The sequence below is a fragment of the Achromobacter sp. RTa genome, from assembly GCF_000757485.1.
Taxonomy (GTDB): domain Bacteria; phylum Pseudomonadota; class Gammaproteobacteria; order Burkholderiales; family Burkholderiaceae_B; genus Achromobacter.
Map to the genome: position 1 here is coordinate 72,845 of NZ_JPYO01000013.1, position 20,638 is coordinate 93,482.

General features: G+C 68.3%; 19 protein-coding genes. 11 read left to right on the plus strand and 8 right to left on the minus strand.

The annotated features are described in order from the left end of the window. The first annotated feature begins 43 nt into the window (after window positions 1–43). Window positions 44–1,993 (plus strand): DNA mismatch repair endonuclease MutL, encoded by a 1,950-nt coding sequence (gene mutL / locus JL37_RS05040; RefSeq protein ID WP_043542636.1) that lies wholly within the window; start codon window positions 44–46, stop codon window positions 1,991–1,993. A 2-nt stretch (window positions 1,994–1,995) separates the two neighbouring features. After that, window positions 1,996–2,958 (plus strand): tRNA (adenosine(37)-N6)-dimethylallyltransferase MiaA, encoded by a 963-nt coding sequence (miaA, locus tag JL37_RS05045; protein WP_043542462.1) that lies wholly within the window; start codon window positions 1,996–1,998, stop codon window positions 2,956–2,958. A 224-nt stretch (window positions 2,959–3,182) separates the two neighbouring features. On the opposite strand, the gene purM is transcribed toward miaA, so the two are convergent. Next, on the minus strand, window positions 3,183–4,232 hold the full coding sequence (gene purM / locus JL37_RS05050) for a phosphoribosylformylglycinamidine cyclo-ligase (protein WP_043542463.1): 1,050 nt from the start codon (window positions 4,230–4,232) through the stop codon (window positions 3,183–3,185). A gap of 418 nt (window positions 4,233–4,650) precedes the next feature. Here purM and hda point away from each other — a divergent pair, with 418 nt between their 5' ends. The 4 genes from hda to JL37_RS05070 are packed head-to-tail and all read left to right on the plus strand — an operon-like array spanning window position 4,651 to window position 7,904. Continuing rightward, a complete protein-coding gene (gene hda, locus JL37_RS05055; RefSeq protein ID WP_043542464.1) occupies window positions 4,651–5,352 on the plus strand; it encodes a DnaA regulatory inactivator Hda in 702 nt (233 codons plus the stop codon). After that, entirely contained in the window at window positions 5,349–6,047 is a 699-nt protein-coding gene (locus JL37_RS05060; protein ID WP_043542465.1) for an HAD family phosphatase, read from the plus strand. Before hda ends, JL37_RS05060 begins: the two co-directional genes overlap by 4 nt. Next, the gene (gene pcnB, locus JL37_RS05065; protein ID WP_043542466.1) at window positions 6,048–7,406 is read left to right on the plus strand and encodes a polynucleotide adenylyltransferase PcnB; all 1,359 of its coding nucleotides are present in this window, start codon (window positions 6,048–6,050) and stop codon (window positions 7,404–7,406) included. A 3-nt stretch (window positions 7,407–7,409) separates the two neighbouring features. Beyond that, a complete protein-coding gene (locus JL37_RS05070) occupies window positions 7,410–7,904 on the plus strand; it encodes a 2-amino-4-hydroxy-6-hydroxymethyldihydropteridine diphosphokinase (RefSeq protein WP_043542467.1) in 495 nt (164 codons plus the stop codon). A 333-nt stretch (window positions 7,905–8,237) separates the two neighbouring features. Here JL37_RS05070 and JL37_RS05075 read toward each other — a convergent pair whose 3' ends face one another. Genes JL37_RS05075 through JL37_RS05090 form a run of 4 tightly spaced genes read right to left on the minus strand, consistent with a single transcriptional unit; the run spans window position 8,238 to window position 12,037 of the window. After that, complete coding sequence (locus JL37_RS05075; RefSeq protein ID WP_043542468.1) at window positions 8,238–9,149, minus strand: sugar kinase; 912 nt, start codon at window positions 9,147–9,149, stop codon at window positions 8,238–8,240. Window positions 9,150–9,186: 37 nt separating this feature from the next. Further along, window positions 9,187–10,020 carry a CoA ester lyase gene (locus tag JL37_RS05080; RefSeq protein WP_043542469.1) on the minus strand — a complete coding sequence of 278 codons (834 nt, stop codon included), beginning with the start codon at window positions 10,018–10,020 and terminating at the stop codon, window positions 9,187–9,189. Further along, the gene (locus tag JL37_RS05085; protein WP_043542470.1) at window positions 10,017–11,210 is read right to left on the minus strand and encodes a CaiB/BaiF CoA-transferase family protein; all 1,194 of its coding nucleotides are present in this window, start codon (window positions 11,208–11,210) and stop codon (window positions 10,017–10,019) included. Before JL37_RS05085 ends, JL37_RS05080 begins: the two co-directional genes overlap by 4 nt. After that, window positions 11,207–12,037 carry a MaoC family dehydratase N-terminal domain-containing protein gene (locus JL37_RS05090; protein ID WP_043542471.1) on the minus strand — a complete coding sequence of 277 codons (831 nt, stop codon included), beginning with the start codon at window positions 12,035–12,037 and terminating at the stop codon, window positions 11,207–11,209. Before JL37_RS05090 ends, JL37_RS05085 begins: the two co-directional genes overlap by 4 nt. Before the next feature lie 150 nt (window positions 12,038–12,187). Between JL37_RS05090 and JL37_RS05095 the strand changes: the two genes are divergently transcribed. After that, entirely contained in the window at window positions 12,188–13,081 is an 894-nt protein-coding gene (locus JL37_RS05095) for a LysR substrate-binding domain-containing protein (protein ID WP_043542472.1), read from the plus strand. Between the two features lie 52 nt (window positions 13,082–13,133). Here the strand turns inward: JL37_RS05095 and paaG are convergent, their stop codons facing one another. From paaG to JL37_RS05110, 3 genes are read right to left on the minus strand one after another with little or no spacing between them, the layout of a single operon-like run. Next, window positions 13,134–13,946, minus strand: coding sequence for a 2-(1,2-epoxy-1,2-dihydrophenyl)acetyl-CoA isomerase PaaG (gene paaG / locus JL37_RS05100; protein ID WP_043542473.1), 813 nt, complete (start codon window positions 13,944–13,946; stop codon window positions 13,134–13,136). Continuing rightward, entirely contained in the window at window positions 13,943–15,055 is a 1,113-nt protein-coding gene (locus JL37_RS05105) for an acyl-CoA dehydrogenase family protein (protein WP_043542474.1), read from the minus strand. The genes paaG and JL37_RS05105 overlap by 4 nt, the downstream gene beginning before the upstream one ends. A gap of 39 nt (window positions 15,056–15,094) precedes the next feature. Next, window positions 15,095–16,285: an acyl-CoA dehydrogenase family protein gene (locus JL37_RS05110; RefSeq protein ID WP_043542475.1), complete on the minus strand. Its 1,191-nt coding sequence runs from the start codon at window positions 16,283–16,285 to the stop codon at window positions 15,095–15,097. A 204-nt stretch (window positions 16,286–16,489) separates the two neighbouring features. Here JL37_RS05110 and JL37_RS05115 point away from each other — a divergent pair, with 204 nt between their 5' ends. The 4 genes from JL37_RS05115 to JL37_RS05130 are packed head-to-tail and all read left to right on the plus strand — an operon-like array spanning window position 16,490 to window position 20,631. Continuing rightward, the gene (locus JL37_RS05115) at window positions 16,490–16,894 is read left to right on the plus strand and encodes a Zn-ribbon domain-containing OB-fold protein (RefSeq protein WP_043542476.1); all 405 of its coding nucleotides are present in this window, start codon (window positions 16,490–16,492) and stop codon (window positions 16,892–16,894) included. Continuing rightward, window positions 16,891–18,063, plus strand: a complete 1,173-nt coding sequence (locus JL37_RS05120) for a thiolase (protein ID WP_043542477.1) — start codon at window positions 16,891–16,893, stop codon at window positions 18,061–18,063. Before JL37_RS05115 ends, JL37_RS05120 begins: the two co-directional genes overlap by 4 nt. Before the next feature lie 14 nt (window positions 18,064–18,077). Further along, a complete protein-coding gene (locus tag JL37_RS05125; RefSeq protein ID WP_052096891.1) occupies window positions 18,078–19,598 on the plus strand; it encodes a class I adenylate-forming enzyme family protein in 1,521 nt (506 codons plus the stop codon). 55 nt (window positions 19,599–19,653) lie between these two features. Next, entirely contained in the window at window positions 19,654–20,631 is a 978-nt protein-coding gene (locus JL37_RS05130; RefSeq protein ID WP_043542638.1) for a tripartite tricarboxylate transporter substrate binding protein, read from the plus strand. Window positions 20,632–20,638: the final 7 nt, after the last annotated feature.

The following is a 20,638-nucleotide window of genomic DNA, read 5'->3' on the forward strand; positions in this document are numbered from 1 at the left end:
CGCTAAAATCATCCACATAGCCATGCCAGAAACCACCAGCAATATGACCGAACGCCGCTCCATTCTTGCGCTTCCCGACCTGCTGATCAGCCAGATCGCCGCCGGCGAGGTCATCGAGCGGCCCGCCTCCGTGCTCAAGGAAATCCTCGAGAACGCGATCGACGCGGGCGGGCGCGCCATCGAGGTGCGGCTGGAGGGCGGCGGTATCCGCCGCATCGCCGTCACGGACGACGGCGGCGGCATCCCGCCCGATGAACTGCCGCTGGCCCTGGCGCGCCACGCCACCAGCAAGATCCGCTCGCTGGACGAACTGGAATCGGTCGCCTCCATGGGGTTCCGGGGCGAAGCGCTGGCTTCCATCGCCTCGGTGGCGCAGCTAACCATCATTTCCCGCACCCGCGACGGCGAACACGCCTGGCAGATCGACGCGGGCAGCATGCAGGTCAGCCCCGCGTCGGGCCCGGTGGGCACCACGGTCGACGTGCGTCAGCTCTTCGACGCCGTGCCGGCCCGCCGCAAGTTCCTGCGGTCCGAGGCCACGGAATTCGGCCACTGCGTCGACGCCATGGAACGCATCGCGCTGGCGCATCCGCAGATCGCCTTCCGCCTGTTCCATCACGATCGCGCGCAGCGCCAATGGCTGCCCGCCGAGCCCCCCCAGCGCATCCGCGACGTGCTGGGCGCGGAATTCGCCGAACACGGCCTGCTGCTGTCGCATTCGGTCGGCAACGTCAGCCTCGCCGGCATGATCACCCGCCCCACCGCCGCGCGCGCCCGCGCGGACCGGCAGTACCTGTACGTCAACGGACGCTATGTGCGCGACCGCACCGTCAGCCACGCGCTGCGCGCCGCCTACGCGGACGTGCTGCACGGAGACCGCCAGCCGGCCTACGTGCTGTTCCTGGACATCGACCCTGCCGCGGTGGACGTGAACGTCCATCCCGCCAAGCACGAAGTGCGCTTCCGCGACAGCGGCGCCGTGCATCGTTTCGTTTCCCATGCAGTCGGCCAGACGCTGGCGCAGACCGGCGGTTCTGCCGTGGTCACGCCGGCCAGCCAGGACGAAGATGCCGGATTCGAAACCGTGGCCCAGCCAGCCTCCTCGGCCGGCATGCCCCCGCAAGCCGCGCCTGCACCCGCCAGTCCCCTGGCCGCGGATCCGCCCAGGCCGGCCTATGGCGGCAACGGAGGCAATGGCGGCGCGTCCTACGGGCTGCGTCCCTCGCCCGCGCCGCAACGCCCGCATACCCAGGTTCCATTCCGGCTGCACGCCGAACCCGCCGGCATTCCCGCTGCGGACTGGCAATCGCTCTACCGCCCGCTCGACGACGATACGGCGGCCAAGGCCGCGCCCCTGCGCGAGCCCTCTCCCGCGGCGGCTGCGCCGGCCGCCATGCCGGCGGATGAAGAACACCCGCTGGGCATGGCCCTGGGGCAGCTGCACGGCATCTACATCCTGGCGCAGAACCGCCGGGGCATGGTGCTGGTGGACATGCACGCCGCGCATGAACGCGTCGTGTACGAGCAGCTCAAGCAGGCGCTGGACGCGCGCAGCCTGCCGCGCCAGGACCTGCTGGTGCCCGTGGTGTTCCACGCGCAGGAAAAAGACGTGGCCCTGGTCGAGGAATTCGAAGAGCAGTTGAACGAGCTGGGCTTCGAGATGCGCCCGTCGGGGCCGACCTCGATCGCCGTGCGCTCCGTGCCGGCCATCCTGGCCCGCGGCGACATCGAAACCTTGGCCCGCGCCGTGTTGCGCGACCTGGGCGCCGTGGGAGTCTCGCGCCTGCTGACCGAGCAACGCAACGAATTGCTGTCCACCATGGCCTGCCACGGCTCGGTGCGCGCCAACCGCAAGCTCACCATCGAAGAAATGAATGCGCTGCTGCGCCAGATGGAAGCCACCGAACGCGCCGACCAGTGCAACCATGGCCGCCCGACCTGGGTGCAGTGGTCGGTGTCCGACCTGGACAAGCTCTTCCTGCGCGGGCAATAGGCTTGTCGTCCCTCTCCCCTTCCTCCGCCGGCCAGCCGGTCATCTGCCTTGCCGGCCCCACCGCGGCCGGCAAGAGCGCGTCCACGCTGGCGCTCGCGGAACGCTGGCCGCTGGAAATCGTCAACGTGGATTCCGCCACGATCTACCGCGGCATGGACATCGGCACGGCCAAGCCCTCGCCTGCAGAGCAGGCGCGCGTGCCCCAGCACCTGCTGGACATCCTGGATCCCGTCCAGTCGTACTCCGCCGCCGACTTCGTCGCGGACGCGCGGCGGCTGATCGGCGAGATCCGCGCGCGCGGCCGCATTCCCCTTCTGGCGGGCGGCACCATGATGTATTACAAGGCGCTGCGCGACGGCCTGGACGACCTGCCCCAGGCCAATCCGGCGCTGCGCGCCGAACTGGAGGCGCGCGCGGCCGTCCAGGGCTGGCCCGCGCTGCATGCGGAGCTGGCCCTGCTGGATCCGGCTACCGCGGCCCGCCTGGCGCCCAACGACAGCCAGCGCATCCAGCGCGCGCTGGAGATCTGCCGGCTATCTGGGCAGCCCATGTCCGCCCTGCTGCTGCGCAGCCAGCGCCAGCGTGACGACAGCGGCCGCCAATACCTCACCATCAGCCTGGAACCTTCCGACCGCGCCGCCCTGCACGCGCGCATCGAGCAGCGCTTCGACGCCATGCTGGCCAATGGTTTCCTCGACGAGGTGCGCGGCCTGCGCGCCAGGGCCGACCTGCATCCGGGCCTGCCTTCCGTGCGTTGCGTGGGCTACCGGCAGATGTGGGCGCATCTGGACGGCGAAACCGACCTGGCCACCGCCCGAGAACAGGGCATTGCCGCCACGCGCCAGCTGGCCAAGCGCCAGATCACCTGGCTGCGCGCGCAACCCGAGCGCGTCATCGTGGACTGCCTGGCCGCGGATGCCGTGGCGCAGACCATCGATGCGGTGGCGGTGATGTTGGGGGAGTGATTGGGTGGCGGTGTCCGACACCCGAAGATATCCGCAAGTGTCTGACACTTTAAAGTGTCTGACACCCTAAGAGACGGCGTTCAGCCTGCGCTGATGCCCCGTGGGTGTCTGACACATTCGAACTATGGATGCCTGACAGGTTCAAAGTCAGGCGGTGTCAGACACCCGGGAAGACCGGCTTCAGCTTGTGCCGGCGGGTCGTTGGGTGTCAGACACGCGCAGGATCAGACTACAAAAGTCTGCGCCATGCCTTCCTTCTGCTCGACGATTTCGCCCAGCGTGCTGACCGTTTCGCCCTGTTCGCGCAGCGTGGCCGCGATGGCTTCCGCCTCGGCCGGATCCACGACCAGCACCATGCCGATGCCGCAGTTGAAGACGCGGTACATCTCGGTGTCCTCGACGCCGCCCTGCTCCTGCAGCCACTGGAACAGCTTGGGCATTTCCCAGTTGGCGCGGTGCAGCTGGGCCGCCAGGCCGGGTTGCAGGATGCGCGGCACGTTGTCCAGCAGGCCGCCGCCCGTGATGTGGGCCAGGCCCTTGATGCTGGCGCCGTGCTTGGCCAGCGCGGCCAGCACCTGCTTCACATAGATGCGCGTCGGCGCCATGACGACGTCGACCAGCGGCTGGCCATGGAAGTCGTCGTCGGGCTTGGCATTGGCGCGTTCGAGGATCTTGCGCAGCAGCGAGTAGCCATTGGAGTGCGCGCCGCTGGAAGCCAGGCCCAGCACCACGTCGCCCGTCTTGATCGACTTGCCGGTGATGATGGCGGACTTTTCGACCGCCCCCACCGCGAAACCGGCCAGGTCGTACTCACCGTCGGGGTACATACCGGGCATTTCGGCGGTCTCGCCGCCGATCAGCGCGCAGCCCGACAGCTCGCAGCCCTTGGCGATGCCGCCCACCACCGACGCCGCCGTGTCCACCGAAAGCTTGCCGCAGCCGAAATAATCCAGGAAGAACAGGGGTTCCGCGCCCTGCACCAGGATATCGTTGACGCTCATGGCGACCAGGTCGATTCCCACGGTGTCGTGGCGGTTCCAGTCGAACGCCAGGCGCAGCTTGGTGCCCACGCCATCGGTGCCCGAGACCAGCACGGGTTCCTTGAAGGTCTTCGGCACTTCGAACAAGCCGCCGAAGCCGCCGATACCGGCCAGCACGCCGGCACGCATGGTGCGGGCCGCAAGCGGTTTGATACGGTCGACCAGGGCATCGCCTGCGTCGATGTCGACACCGGCATCGCGGTAGGTCAGAGGGGCGGTAGGTTGATTCGTCATGAGAAATGCCGTGGGGTATGTAACAATTGCTGGGATTTGGGTGGAACGCCCCGCATTTTACGATGTTGCGGGCTCAAGCAGGGATTGCCCCCGCCGGGGCGCCGCGAAAGCGGCCCGGCCAAGGATGGCAGGAACCGCGCAAAGCCAGGCCGGCCCAAGGGCCCGACGCGACACTGCCCCCTCAGGTGGTTTAAAGTGTAGGGTTCGCCGGTATTGATTTTGCCAGTTTCTGGCGGCTGAAGCCCGACGCGATCCTGTTTCGGTTCGCATCGCGCCCGGCTTCCGGCCCTTGTACTACCGTTTTTTGGCTTTTCGGCACCCGGCGGCGCTGCCCGGCATGCCGCTCGCGGAACCCCGCTATGTGGACTCGCGGCGTTGGTTTTCGGGTATTCCGGAAAAGCCTGATTGATAAGCTCTCATGAACCGCCAGCTGCTGCTCGACGTTCTTCCCGCGCCAGCGCCATCGCTGAACAACTATATCGCCGGCCCGAACGGAGAAGCGCTCGCGGCCGTGCGCGCGCTCGCGCCCGGCCGCGCCTTGTATATCTGGGGCGCCGCGGGTTGCGGCCGCAGCCACCTGCTGCGCGCCCTGACCGCGCGCCGCGACGCCGTCTACATCGACGCCCCCACCGGCGAGAACATGCTGCGGCGCCTGGCCGAGGCCGATTCAAAATCGCCCATGCCCAAGTTCGTGGCGGTCGACGACGTGCACCGCATGGACGACAGCCGCCAGGCCGCCCTGTTCGCCCTGTACAACCGCTGGCGCGAATCCGCCGCGACGGGCCGCGCCTTCGCGCTGGCGCTCGCGGGCGACCGCGCCCCGCTGTCCATGCCCCTGCGCGAAGACCTGCGCACGCGGCTCGGCTGGGACCTGGTGTTCCGCCTGGATCCGCTGTCCGACGCCGACAAGCTGGCCGCCCTGTCCGCCCAGGCGGCGGAACGCGGCATGCACCTGGCGCCGGAAATCATCAACTGGATGCTCACGCACCACGAGCGCGACATCCGCAAGCTGGCGACGCTGATCGACGCGCTCGACCGCTATTCCCTGGCCACCGGCCGTCCCATCACCCTGCCCCTGCTGCGGGCCATGCTCGCAGACCCTGATTCGCAACGCAAATGACCTCCCGACGTCTCGCCCTGTTCGACCTGGATCACACCCTGTTGCCGCTCGATAGCGACTACCAATGGGCCGACTATCTGGCACGCACGGGCCGCGCGGGCGATCCCAACGAGGCCCGCCGCCGCAACGACGATCTGATGGACCGCTACAACCGCGGCGAACTGACAGCCGAACAGGCCGCCGAATTCATGCTCGGCCTGCTGGCCGCGCACACTCCCTACGATCTGGCCGCCTGGCACGAAGCCTTCATGGGCGAGGTGATCCGCCCGTCCATGACGCCCGCCGCGCGCGAACTGGTGCAGGCGCACCTGGAAGCCGGCGATCTGTGCGCGGTCGTCACCGCCACCAACAGTTTTGTCACCGCCCCCATCGCCCGCGCCTTCGGCGTGCCCCACCTCGTGGCGACGGATGCCGAATACCTGCAAGGCCGCTACACCGGCCGTATCCTGGGCACCCCCAGTTTCAAGGAAGGCAAGGTCTTGCGCGTCAACGACTGGCTGGCCGGCATGAACCTGGGGCTTGCGGATTTCTCGGAATCGTTTTTCTATAGCGATTCGGTGAATGATGTCCCGCTGCTCGAAAAAGTCACCCGTCCGATCGCCGCGAACCCCAGCCCCACCCTGCGCAAGATCGCCCAGGAACGCGGTTGGCAAGTGATCGACTTGTTCGACCACATGGAAGATGCGAAGTCCTAAATGATCACTGAAACCATAAGAAAATTCGTCGGCCGACTGTTCGCGCCGGCGCCCCGGGGGCCGTTGCGCATCGAGCGCGACAAACACGGCATCGACCGCCGCAACGTATCGCGCCACGCGATCAAGGTCTGCGAAGTCCTGCGCCAGCATGGCTATGAAGCCTATATCGTCGGCGGCGCGGTCCGCGACCTGATCGTGGGCCTGGAGCCCAAGGACTTCGACGTGGCCACCAACGCCACGCCCGAGGAGATCCGCCCGCTGTTCCGCCGCGCCCGCATCATCGGCCGCCGCTTCCAGCTGGTGCACGTGGTGTTCGGCCAGGAAATCATCGAAACCTCCACCTTCCGCGCGCCCGCCTCGGAAGACCAGGAGACCGACGAACACGGCCGCATCCTGCGCGACAACGTATTCGGCACGCAGGAAGAAGACGCCAAGCGGCGCGACTTCACCATGAACGCGCTGTACTACGATCCCCACACCGAGGAAGTCATCGACTACCACAATGGCGTGGCCGACCTGAAGAAGCGCCAGATCCGCATCATCGGCGACCCCGCCAAGCGCTACCGCGAAGACCCGGTCCGCATGCTGCGCGCCGTGCGCTTCGCGGCCAAGCTCAACGGCACGATCGACCCGGCCACGCGCCAGCCGATCGGAACGATGGCCGACCTGATCGAGAACGTGCCGGCCTCGCGCCTGTTCGACGAAATGCTCAAGCTGCTGACCTGCGGCCATGCCATGGACTGCCTGCGCCAGCTGCGCGCGGACGGCCTGCACAAAGGCCTGCTGCCGCTCCTGGACGTGGTGCTGGAACAGCCCGGCGGCGAGCATTTCGTGGAGCTGGCGCTGGAACGCACCGATGCGCGCGTGCGTTCGGGCAAGACCATCAGCCCGAGCTTCCTCTTCGCCGCGCTGCTGTGGCAACAGGTGGACGTGCGTTGGAAGCAGTTGCGCGCCCAGGGCGAGCACACCATTCCCGCGCTGTCCCAGGCCGCGGACTCCGTGCTGGACGAACAGACCGAGAAGCTCGCCATCCAGCGCCGCTTTTCGTCCGACATGCGCGAAATCTGGTTCATGCAGCCGCGCTTCGAGCGCCGCATGGGCAAGAGCATCTTCCGCATGATCGAACAGCCGCGCTTCCGCGCGGCCTGCGACTTCCTGCAATTGCGCGCCGCCGCCGGCGAATTCGACAGCGTGCTGGCTCAATGGTGGATGGACCTGGCCAACGCCGACGACGTCACCCGCGCGGACATGATCGAGGAAATCTCGCGCCAGCCGCGCGACGCCGGCGATGCACCGGCGCCGCGCAAGCGCCGCCGCCCGCGGCGCTCATCCTCGCGCGGCGCGCCCAGCGCGGGCTGACTCATGGCGCCCGCTCCCGTTCGCGCCTACGTCGGCCTGGGCGCCAATCTCGGCGACGGCGCGGCGACCCTGCGTCAGGTCCTGGCCGAGCTGCGCGATACGGATGGCATCCTGACGGTCGAGGCGTCGCCGTTCTACCGCAGCGCTCCCGTGGAGGCCACCGGCCCGGATTTCATCAACGCCGTGGCCGCGGTGGACACCGATCTTGCGCCGCTGGCGCTGCTGGACGCGCTGCAAGCACTGGAAAACCGCCACGGCCGCCAGCGGCCTTACAAGAACGCTCCCCGCACGCTGGACCTGGATTTGCTGCTTTACGGCGACGTCGCGATGGAGCACGAACGGCTGTACCTGCCGCACCCCCGCATGCACCTGCGCGCTTTCGTGCTGCTGCCGCTGAAGGACCTGGCGCCGGGCATGATGCTGAAAGGAAAGAGCCTGGAGGAATGGGCGGAAGGGATCGGGGGGCAGGAAATCCTGCAACTCAGCGTGTCAGGCTAAACCCCTACTTTCCGAGTGTCTGACTAAGCCCTACTTTCCGAGTGTCTGACACCCTTATGAGACAGTCTGCCAAGAAGGAGACAGTCCTCCCGGGTGTCTGACACCGGCCATATTTCCAACATCGCTTCAAAGTCAGCCGGTGTCAGACACCCGGGAAGACTATCCCTGATCCACAGAGCCTCTCACAAGGCTACCGTCCAGTGTCCAGCCGGCTCAGAGGTGCGGATTCGAGGCTTAATCTGTTAAACAAAGTCCAAGCTTTGGGTGTCAGAACAAGCTGCTCGAATCCGCTGTGGTGATAGCTAATCACCACGCCGACCAAGATACAAGGTGTCAGACACGCGGAGTTGTTGGTTTTACCCCATAAACCATCATCGCCCTTTCCACATCTTCCACCTGCGGCAATCCGGCCTCGTTCCCCAAATGCTGGATCTTGTGCGCAGACGCGGCGCGCGCGAACGTGAAATGCTCTACCCAGGGCTGTTCCGGCCGATTCAAGTACGACCAGACATAGGCGCCGTGGAACACGTCCCCCGCGCCAGAGGTGTCGACGATGCTCGGCCCCGGCACGTCCAGCGAAGGCAGCGTATCGACGGCGCCCGTTTCGTCGTACCAAAGCATGCCGCGCTCGCCCATGGTGACGGCGCCGATGCGGCAGCCGCGGGCCTTGAGCAGGTCCAGCAGGCCCTGCGGCGACAGGCCCAGCTGTTCGCACATGCGCTCGGCGCAGACGGCCACGTCGATGTAGCGCAGCAACTCATCGGTGTTCTCGCGCAAGCTTCCGCCATCCAGCGAAGTCAGCACGCCCGCTTCCCGGCAGGCCCGCGCGTAATGCAGGGCGGCGTCGGGCTGGTGCCCGTCCAGGTGCAGCGCGCGATAGCCTCGGATGTCCAGGCGGGGGAAATCATTCAGGTAATCCACATCGCGCGCCCGCACGATCGCGCGTTTGCCCTGGTTGGGCATGATGAAGGACAAGGAAGAACGGCGCACCTGCCGCGCGTGCAACGACACGCCATGCGCCGCGGCCATATCGGAGTACATATGGCCCAGCCAGTCGGGCGCCAGCGAACAGATCAGGTCGGGCGGCGTGCCCAGCCGCCCGCAGGCGAACGCGGCGGTGACCGCGTTGCCGCCGAAGGACACGGCGTAGTCCCGCGCCACGCTCTTCTCGTCGCCCGTGGGCCAGTGGTCCGCCAGCACGGTTACGTCGATATAGGTGTGTCCGATGAAGAGCGCTTCGCGCATAGGCCTGCCAGAAAGAGGTTGACGGGAAGGCGCGCCCCTACGCGCCGGCGGATTCCCCCGCTTGCGCCAGCACCAGCCGGGCGCGCGCGATGACCGGCGCGTCGACCATCTTGCCTTCCAGCATGAAGGTGCCGGCGGCCGTGTCGCGATGCGCGGCGATGACGCGGCGCGCCCACTCCAGTTCTTCCTGCACCGGCACGAAGGCCGCGTGGATCACGGCGACCTGCGTGGGATGGATGCACAGCATTCCGCCGAACCCCATCTGCTGGGCCCTGCCGGCGGCTTGCGCCAAGCCGGCCTGGTCCTGGACGCCGGGGAACACGCCGTCCAGCGCGGGCGCCAGGCCGGCCGAGCGCGTATGCAGCAGCACCTGCACGCGCGCCTGGTCCAGCACCGTCGCGGCGCCAGGCGTGTCGGGCGCCAGCCCCATGTCCAGGGCATAGTCCAGGCTGCCGAAGGCCAGGCGCGCCACGCCCGGCGTCGCCGCGACCTCGGCGGCATTGAGGACGCCCTGGGCCGTTTCCAGAATGGGGATCACGGGCAGCCCGGTCTGGGCCACGTGGCGCACCTGCGCCAGGCTTTCCGCCTTGGGCAGCAGGATGCCCGCCACGCCGGGCTTGCCGCGGCAGGCCTTCAGATCGTCGTCGTGCCAGGGCGTCGAGGCATCGTTGATGCGCACCCACAGGCGGGCGCGGGGATTCGTCCCCAGGAAATCGCACAGGGATTCCCGCGCGGACGCCTTGGCCAGGTGCTCGACGGCGTCCTCCAGGTCGACGATGACGGCATCCGCGCCGGCGGCGAGCGCCTTGGGGATGCGCTCGGCCCGCGAGGCGGGCACGAACAGGGCGCTACGGACGACAGGATGGGTCACACGACCTCCGAGGCATGGAATTGCGCCACCTGATCAGGCGCGTATCCCAATGATGCTAGCACCGCATCCGTGTTTTGGCCCACCGCCGGCACGGCCTCCATGCGCGGCGCGAAGGCGTTGCTGCTGGCCGGAGGCAGCAGCGCCGGCAGTTCGCCGGCGGGGCTGCCGACCTTGCTCCAGCGGGCCCGCGCCTGCAGCTGGGGGTGCGCCCACACGCCCGCCATGTCGTTCACGCGGGCGTTGGCGATCTGGGCGTCCTCCAGGCGCTGCGTCACCTGCTCGATGGACAGGTCGGCGAACGCCGCCACGATCAGCGCCCGCAGGTCGTCGCGGTTCGCGGTGCGCAGCGAATTGGAAAGAAAGCGCGGATCTTCCGCCAGCTCCGCCTGGCGCAGCACCTGGGCGCAGAACACGCGCCATTCGCGCTCGTTCTGCAGGCCCAGCATGATGGTGGAGCCTCCCCCCACGGGGAACGGCCCATAGGGGTAGATCGAGGCGTGGGCGGCGCCCGCGCGCACGGGCGGGGAGCCGCCGTCGAACGCGTAGTACATCGGGAAGCCCATCCATTCGACCATGCTCTCCAGCATGGAGACGTCCAGGCGGCTGCCCTCGCCGGTCTTCTGGCGCAGCAGCAGGGCGTTCAGGATGGCCGAGTAGGCGTACATGCCGGCGGCGATGTCCGCGATGGAGCAGCCCGCCTTGACGGGGTCGTCCTTGGTGCCGGTCACGGAGAGGAAGCCGCTTTCGCTCTGGATCAGCAGGTCGTAGGCCTTCTTGTCCTGGTAGGGACCGCCTTCGCCGTAGCCGGAAATGTCGCAGACGATGAGGCGCGGATATTTCTCGTGCAGGGCGCCGAAGGACAGCCCCAGCCGCGCGGCGGCCCCCGGGGCGAGGTTCTGCACCAGCACGTCGGCCGATTCGAGCAGGCGGTCCATGATGCCGCCGGCCTCCTCGCGCTTGAGGTCCAGCGTCAGGCTTTCCTTGGAGCGGTTGGTCCAGACGAAGTGCGAGGACAGGCCGCGCACGCGCTCGTCATAGCCCCGGGCGAAATCTCCGCTGCCGGGGCGTTCGATCTTGATGACGCGCGCGCCCATGTCCGCCAGCTGGCGGGTGCAGAAGGGCGCGGCGATGGCGTGTTCGAGACTGACGACGGTGATGCCGTCCAGCGGACGGGGGGCCTGCTTGCTCATTCGGAGAACCTCAATTCGGCTTGGTGGGCCAGCGTGCCGTCTTGCTCAGCCCAAAGCTGGGCCACGCCCGGCTCGGTCAAGCGGCCGGCCACCTGGAAGGGCTTGGGCGCGATCAGCGGGCGCAGGCCCCGGTATGACAAATGGGTAAGACGCGCCTTGGGATGCGCGCGCGAGAAGGCGGCGACCATCTCCGTGGCGATGAGCGGGCCGTGCACCACCAGGCCGGGATAGCCTTCGGTGCCGGTCACGTAGGGATGGTCGTAATGGATGCGATGGCCGTTGAAGGTCACCGCCGAATAGCGGAACAGCAGCACGGGGGACGGTTCCACCGTATCGCGCCACTGCGCTTCGGGAGCCGGTTCGCTGCCCGCGAGCTTGGGCGGCGTGGGCTGACGGTAGACGATGTCCTGCTCTTCCTGGATGACGATTTCGCCCGCCTGGTGATATTCGTGGCGCACCGTCACGAACAGCAGCGCGCCGGTGCGGCCCGTTTTTTCCTTGACGTCGATGACGGTGGATACGCGCTCGGCCGGCACGCCGGCCTTCAGCGGCTTGCGGAACTCCACGCGGCCGCCCGCCCACATGCGGTTGCGGTCCTGGGCCGGCGGGAGGAAACCGCCTCGCGAGGGATGGCCATCCGTCCCCAGCCCGTCCATGCCCACGGTGCCGATGAAAAACGCCCATTGCCACAGCGGCGGCAATGCGTCCCCCTGGGCGGGCGCGGGGCCGCCCAGCGTGGCCGCGATGCGCGCGGCGTGGCCCGGGTCCATGGCGTCCGCCTTCCGTTCGCCGCTGCCGATCCACGCGGCCGGATCTGTAGTCGTCATGCCGATATCCTTTGGTGGGGTTTTTACAGCCTGAAGCATGCCCGCAAGCCCTTCCCATTGTGAATTCGTTTTTCCTCAAGGCGGGGTTTGCGGCGCCTGAATCGGACCGCCTCCCCGCTGCCGCCGCCCCGCCGCCGTAATATATGGGCTATGCACTTCGACCTCGCCGACCTCCGCCTGTTCATCCACATCGCCGAATCCCCCAGCCTGACCCAGGCGGCCAAGCGGGCGCACCTGTCCCTGGCGGCCGTCAGCGTGCGGATCAAGGCCCTTGAAAACCAGCTGAATTCCCGGTTGCTGTACCGCGACAGCCGCGGCGTGGAAATCACGCCCGCGGGCCAGAAACTGCTGCAGCATGCCCGGGTCATCATGCGCCAGGTCGACCACCTGAAGCATGATTTCCAGGAACAGGCCGACGGCGACGCCGGCCACATCCGCATTTTCGCCAACACCACGGCGGTCACCGAGTTCATGCCGGACATCCTGGCGCAATTCCTGTCCGGGCATCCCGGCGTCACGGTGGACCTCCAGGAACGGCTGACGCGCGATATCGTGCGCGGCGTGCTCGACGGCACCACCGATCTGGGCATCGTGGCGGGCCCGGTGGACGCCCCCGAATTGCAGGCCATTCATTTCAGCACCGACCGGCTCGTGCTGGTGGTGCCCAATGGCCATCCGCTGCAAGACCAGGAAAAGATCAAGCTGGCGGATGCCGTGCGCTATCCGTTCATCACCATGCATGAAGGCTCCACCCTGGTGGCGTTCCTGCGCGACCAGCTCGAACGCGTCGGCCAGCGCCTGCCCCAGCGCATCCAGCTCTACAGCTTCGATTCGATCTGCCGGATGGTGCAGGCCGGCGTCGGCATCGGGGTCATCCCCGATTCGGCCGCACGGCGGTACGGCGCCGACATGAAGCTGCGCGTGGTGGAGTTGGACGAGCCCTGGGTCGTGCGCGAACGCAAGCTGCTGGTGCGCGACATCGACGCCCTGCCCGGCTGCGCGCGCGAGCTGATCGAGCAGATCCAGGCGGCCCGGGCGCCTTAGGCCGACCGGCATCGAAAGATGTCCGCCCGAAGGCCCCCTGGCGCCCGCCGCGTCAGGTGCTGGTGAAGGCAGGCGGGCGCTTCTCGGCAAAAGCCCGCATACCTTCCAGATAGTCGTTGGTATGGCCAAGCTGGCGCTGCAGGCTGCATTCCAGGTCGAACTGCTGCGCCAGCGTATTGCCGCTGGAAGCATGCAGCGCCGCCTTGGTCGCCGCGTATGCGCGCGTGGGGCCGGCCGCAAGCGTGGCCTCCACCTCGGCCAGCGTGTCCGCGAGCGCCGCGTCCGGCACCACGCGCCAGATCAGCCCCCAGGACTCCGCCTGCGCGGCGCTCACGGCCTCGCCGAACAGCGCCGCGCCCATGGCCCGCGCAGACCCCACCAGGCGCGGAAGGAACCAGGTGCCGCCCGCATCGGGCAGCAGCCCGATCTTGCTGAAAGCCTGGATGAAACGGGCCGATTCCACGGCGAAAACCACGTCGCAGGCCAACACCAGGCTTGCGCCCGCGCCGGCCGCAACACCGTTCATGACACACACCACCGGCACGGGCAAGGCGCGCAGGCGCCCAATGAGGGGCCGATAGCGCTTTTCCAGGCCTTCGGCCAGATCGCGTCGCGAGCCGTCTTCCGCCGGCTTGCGTTCGCCCAGGTCCTGCCCGGCGCAAAAGCCGCGGCCGGCGCCGGTGATGACCAGGCCGCGCAGCCCGGGCTCGGCCTCCAGCGCGTCCAGCGCCCGCGCCAGCTCGGCGTGCATGGCCTCGGTGAAGCTGTTCAGGCGCTCGGGCCGGTTGAGCGTGATGCGGCCCACGCCGTTTTCCAGCGTGAAACGGATCTGCGCATAGCCGCCGCCGGACATGGGGGCCGTCATGCCAGCACCTCCAGGACGGCCAGTTGCTCGGCGGTGTCGCCCAGCAGCTGGTCCACGACGGTCAGCCGCTTGAAGTAGTCGCCCACCTCCAGTTCGTCGGTCATGCCCATGCCACCATGCAGCTGCACGGCCATCTGCCCCACCAGGCGGCCCGCGCGCGCGGCCTCCAGCTTGGCCGAGGCGACCATGCGCCGGCGCTGCGCGGCGTCGGGCTCGGTCAGGGCCGCCACCGCGACGTAGGCCATCGACAGGGCCAGCTCCTTCGCCACCAGCATCTCGGCCAGGCGATGCTGCAAGGCCTGGAAGGACGCCAGCGGCTGGCCGAACTGCTTGCGCGTCTTCAAATATTCGACGGTGATCTCCAGCAGGCGCTCCATGGCCCCCGCCGCATGGGCGCACAGCGCCGCCGTGCCCCATTGCAGGGCCTGGGCCAGCGCGTGCTCGGCCGCCTCGCCCTGGGCCAGCAGCGCGTCGGGCGGCACGACGGCTCCGTCCAGGTCCAGCCGGGCGCAGCGCGCCCCGTCCAGCGTGGGAGTGTCCGTCATGCGCACACCCGCCGTATCCGCCGGCACCGCCAGCAGCAGCGGGCGCCCGTCGGCGCACCGCGCGCTCACCAGCCAGGCGGAGGCCGCCGCGCCGTGCCAGACCAGGTGCTTGGCGCCGTCCAGCCGCCAGCCATCCGCGGTTTCAGCGGCTCGGCAATCCTGGGGATCCGTGTCGTAGCGGCGGCCCGGCTCCTGATAGGCCACGCTGACGATGGCCTCGCCCGCCGCGATCGCCGGCAGCCAGCGGGCCCGCGCCGCATCGCCGCAGGCGTCGACCAGCGCGGCGCCCATGACGGCGCTGGGGATGACGGGCTCTGACACCAGCCCCCGCCCTAGCTCCACGTGCACCGGCAGCAGGCTGGCCGGCACTTCGCCGAACCCGCCGAAATCCTGGGATATGTTCAGGCCCAGCACGCCCAGCTCCGCCAGCGCGTCCCAGGCCTGCGGGTCCAGCACGCCGGCGGACTGCCGCAAGCGGCGCTGGGGAAAGGTCCATGCCTGGTCCACCAGGCGGCGCAAGCTGTCGGCCAGCATGCGTTGTTCTTCGGTATAGATGAAATCCATGCGTCGCGTTCCTGTCGATACGCCCTGGGGCCGCGGCCCCTAGAGGCCCAGCACCTGGCGGGCGATGATGCCCTTCTGCACTTCGGTCGTGCCGCCGTAAATGGAGGTCTTGCGCATGTCGGCATAGCCCGCGCCCGCCGCCGCGGCCATCTCGGGGCCGGGACCGTGGAAGGCGGCATCGGCATGCATCCAGTCGGGGTCATAGGGCCAGGCGTCCGGCCCCGCCACTTCCATTTGCAGCATGGCCAGGTCCTGCTGGATTTCGGAGCCGCGTATCTTCAGCACCGAGGCTTCGGGGCCCGGCGAGCCGTCATTGCTGGACGCTACCCGCAGCAACAGCATCTCTAGCGCCATGATGTCCACTTCGATGCGGGAAATCCGGTCGCGCATGCGGCCGTCCGCAAGCAAGGGCCTCCCGTGCGAGCGCGCGTTCTCCGCCATGCGCTTCAGGATGCCGAGTTCGCGGTGGCAATGGCCGAGCCCGGCGATGCCGGTGCGCTCGTGGCCCAGCAGGTATTTGGCGTAGGTCCAGCCCTGGTTTTCCTCGCCGACGAGGTTGGCCGCGGGCACGCGCACGTTCTCCAGCCACACCTCGTTCACGTCGTGGCCGCCGTCGAGCGTGCGGATGGGACGGACGGTTACGCCCGGGGCGCGCATGTCCAGCAACAGCATCGAGATGCCGCGCTGCGCGCGCGCGTCGGGATCGGTGCGGGCCAGGCAGAACATCCAGTCGGCGTACTGGGCCAGCGTGGTCCAGGTCTTCTGGCCGTTGACCACGTAATCGCCGCCGTCGCGTTCGGCGCGCGTCTTGAGCGAGGCCAGGTCGGACCCGGAGCCCGGTTCCGAATAGCCCTGGCACCACCAATCCTCGACGCGCGGGATCCGCGGGAGAAAGCGGGCCTGCTGTTCGGCGCTGCCGTACTTCATCAGGACGGGGCCGATCATGGACAGCCCGAAGGGCAGCAGGCGGGGCGCGCCCGCCTTGAAGCACTCTACCTCGAAGATCAGGCGCTCCAGCGCACTCCAGCCGGTGCCGCCGTGCTCGACGGACCAGTTCGGCGCGCCCCAGCCCTGGTCGGCCAGGATGTTGTGCCAGCGCACGTAATCGTCGCGCTCCAGCCGCTGGTGCCGCAACACCTTGCCGCGGATATCTTTCGGCAGCTTGGCCTCGGCGAACGCGCGCACCTCATCTCGGAATCGGCGCTCTTGCGGCGTCCAGGTCAGGTTCATGGTCTACCTCCTTTTCCCGGTATCTAGCCATGGTCCAGCGGCCCGGACAATCTGCCTCTGCCGAAGACCGGCTTCGGGCTGGATGTAGGGCGCGCACCCACTACGGGCCGGCGGAAGGCCTGCTTCAGCAATGAAGAATGGCCCAACGCGGCGGCAGTGCCGACACTAGTGCCTGTTGACACTGACCGAAAGGCCTCACGCATCATGACCCTCCCCGATCACCAGGAAGCCGCGCCGCAGGGCGTCGAGGCGCAGTACCGCCAGGCGCTCGACCAGGGCCGCTTTCTCATCCAGCATTGCGCCGCCTGCGACCGAGCCGTCTTCTATCCGCGCATGATCTGTCCGCACTGCGGCGCCGGCTCGCTTTCCTGGGTCGCGCCGGATGGACGCGGCACCGTCTATTCCACCACCGTCGTGCGGCGCAAGCCCGACGCGGGCGGCGATTACAACGTGGCGCTGGTGGATCTGCAAGAAGGCGTCAGGCTGATGAGCCGCGTGGAAGGCGTGCCGCCTGAGGCCGTGAGCATCGGCATGGCCGTGCGCGCCCAGGTGGCGCAACAGGACGGGCATGGCCTGGTGGTGTTCGTTCCCTGCAAGGAGGCGCAATGAAGCTCGACGATCTGCGGGGCGCCGTGGCGGTGGCCGGCGTGGGGCACGCCGGACTGGGCCAGGCCGCCGGCTACACGGAAATGGAAATCCTGGTGCAGGCCGCGCAGCGCGCGGTGGCGGATGCCGGCCTTTCCATGCGCGATATCGACGGCATCTGCACCGCCAGCGTAGCCGCGCCGATGTGGGCGATGCCGGTCATCGAGCACCTGGGTATCCGCCCCAGCTTCATCGACAGCACGATGCTGGGCGGCTCCAGCTTCGTGGCGCACCTCATGCCCGCGCTGCATGCGCTGGCTTCGGGCCAGTGCAATGCCGTGCTGGTCTGCTACGGCAGCACCCAGCGCACCTCGACGCTGAGCCGGGCCGAAATCGGCCGCGTGCGCAAGCAATTCGATCCTCAGCCCTATGAAACGCCGTACGACCCGCTGAGCCCCCTGTCTTCGTATGCGCTGGCCGCCGCACGCCACATGCACCAGTACGGCACGCGCCGCGAGCACCTGGCCCAAGTGGCGCTGGCGGCCAACCAATGGGCCCAGTTGAACCCCGAGGCGCAACTGCGCGAGCCCGCGACACTGGAACAGATCCTGGCTTCGCGCATGGTGTCCGACCCCTTGAGCGTGCGCGACTGCTGCCTGGTCACCGACGGCGCCGGCGCCTACGTGCTGGTGCGCGCCGACCGCGCGCGCGATCTGCCCCGCCCCCCGGTCTACGTGCTGGGCAACGCCACGGCGGTCTGGAACCGGCAGATATCGTCCATGACGGACCTCACCGTGACGGCTGCCTCCGAATCGGGCAGGCGCGCGTTCGACATGGCGCGCGTGGCGCCCGGCGATATCGACGTGGTGGAGCTCTACGACGCGTTCACCATCAACACCCTGCTCTTCCTGGAAGACCTGGGTTTCTGCGCCAAGGGCGAAAGCAAGGACTTCATCGCCGGCGGCGCGATCGCGCCGGGCGGCAGGCTACCCGTGAACACCAATGGCGGCGGGCTGTGTTGCGTGCATCCCGGCATGTACGGCGTCTTCATCATGATCGAGGCGGTCCGGCAACTGCGCGGCGAAGGCGGCGCGCGTCAGGTCTCCGGCGCGCAATTGGCGCTGGTGCATGGCAACGGCGGCACGCTGTCCAGCCAGTCCACCGCGATCCTGGGCACCCAGGCCACTCTTTGAACGACACCGCATCGATGCACCAGGCAGCCTCTCCCACACGCATTCACCACTTGCTCGCGCAACAGGCGGGCCAGCGGCCCGACGCCGTCTTCCTGCACGAGGAAGGCGGCGGCACCTTGAGCTATGCGCAATTCTGGCAGCGCGTGCAGGGCGTGGCCCGCTGGCTGGAAACGCAAGGCGTGCGGCCCGGCCACCGCGTCATGATGGTGGGCGAGAACTGCAGCGCCATGATCGCCGCCCTGTTCGGCTGCAGCCTGGCCGGCGCCTGGCCGGTGGGAGTGAATGCCCGGCTTTCCGCGCGCGAGATCGAGAACATCCGCCAGCACGCGCAACCCCAGGTCACGCTCTACACCACCGGCATTTCCCCAAGCGCCCGCGTCCACGCCGAAACGGCCGGCGCAAGCGAGGCCCCGCCCGCCGTATGGGGGCCCGGCGTGCAGGCCGTTCCGGCGGACGCTTCCACGGCTCCAGAAACGGCCAGCCACGCAAACGAAGTGGCCACCCTCATCTACACCTCCGGCACGACCGGCGCGCCGAAGGGCGTCATGGTGCCGCATCGCGGCCTGCTCCACTTCGCCCGCGTGTCGGCCGCGTCGCGCCGCCTGACGCCGCACGACATCGGCTACGCAGCGCTGCCCATGTCGCACATCTTCGGGATCGCCACCGTGCTGATGGCCACGGTGCACGCCGGGGCCAGCCTGGTGCTGCGCAGCCGTTTCGACCCCGAAGACGCATTCAAGGCCCTGGCATGCCCTGGCGTCAGCATCCTGCAGGGCGTGCCCACCATGTTCAGCCGCATGATGGCGGCGGCGCCGCCAAAGACGGCGCTGCGCGCGCCCGCGCTGCGCTACGTATATACCGGCGGCGCGGCGTTGGATCCGACCCAGAAGCGCGACGTGGAGCGCTATTTCGGCTTGCCCATGCACCATGGCTACGGAATCACCGAATACGCCGGCTCCATGTTCGTCACGGACATGGACGCACCCCGCGCCGACTGCTCGGCGGGATTCGCGGTGGACGGCGTGGAGTTGCGCATCGGCACCCCGGACAGCGGCGCGTCCGTGCCGGGCCAGCGCGGAGATATCCTGATCCGCGGTCCCGGCGTCATGCTGGGCTACTACCGGGACGCGGCGCAGACGGCCCAGGCCCTGCTGCCTGGCGGGTGGCTCCATACCGGCGACATCGGCTATGTCGACGCGGACGGCGCGCTGTTCATATCGGGACGCTCCAAGGACCTGATCATCCGCTCGGGCTTCAACGTCTATCCGATCGAAGTCGAATCCGTCATCAATGCCTTTCCCGGCGTGCGGCTGTCCGCCGTGGTGGGCCGCGCCACCGCCGACCAGAACGAAGAGGTCATTGCTTTCGTCGAGCCGCTGCCCGGCGCCTCGCTCGACCTGCGCCTGCTGATGCTGCACCTGCGGGCCCAGCTGGCGCCGTACAAGCGGCCGGCCCAGATCATTCCCATCGACACGATTCCCACCACAGTCAGCGGCAAGATCCTGAAGCAGCCGCTGAAAGAAAGGCTGGCGTAGCGCTTGCACCTGGCTTAGCTCCACGACCGGCCCACGCACACTAGGAGACATGAGCATGCGCATCAAGACCCTGTTCGCCGCGGCAGCCGCCACGGCGATGATTGCAGCCGGTCAGGCCGCCTGGGCCCAGGCCGCCTATCCGGATCGCCCCATCCGGCTGCTGGTGGGCTACGCCCCCGGCGGCCCCGTGGACACCACGGCCCGGGTGTTCGCCAAATACCTGGGCGACAAGCTGGGGCAGGCCGTCGTCGTGGAAAACCGCGCGGGCGCCAGCGGCATGATCGCCTCGGACGCCACGGCCAAGGCGGCGCCGGACGGCTACCTGCTCGGCTTCGCCGCCAGCCCCACCCTCACCATGTCGCCGCTGGTGCAACGCAGCACGCTGTTCGATCCGCGCAAGGACTTTTCGCTGATCGGGCTGGTCGTGGATTACGCCAACGTGCTGCTCATCGGCCCGCAGATTCCCGCCAAGGACGTGGGCGAGCTCGTCAGCTACGCGCGCTCGCACCCCGACGCCGTCTCCTTCGGCTCCGCGGGCATCGGCGCCTCCAACCATCTGTCCGCGGAACTCCTGAAAAAGCAGGCCGGCGTGCCGATGCTGCACGTGCCCTACCGCGGCAACTCCCCTGCCATGATGGACGTGGTAAGCGGCAAGGTGACGTTCATGTTCGACATCACCAGCACCGCCATTCCCTTCATCAAGAGCGGCAAGGCCCGCGCGCTCGCGGTCACGTCCAAGACTCGCAACCCCGAGCTACCCGAGGTGCCCACCATGATCGAGGCCGGCCTGAAGGACTACGAAGTCGTCGGCTGGTACGCCCTGGTGGGGCCGAAGAAGCTGCCCGAGGCCGTCTCCGCCCGGCTGACCCGAGCGCTGGCGGACGTCTCCCAGGACCCGGCGTTCCGCCAGGCCATGGTCGACGGCGGCTACGCCATCAACAACGGCGACTCGAAAGCCTTGCAGGCCCGCATCGATCGCGAGTACGCGTTGTGGTCCGACGTCATCCGAAACGCCAACATCCAGGCCAACTGAAGCTCCG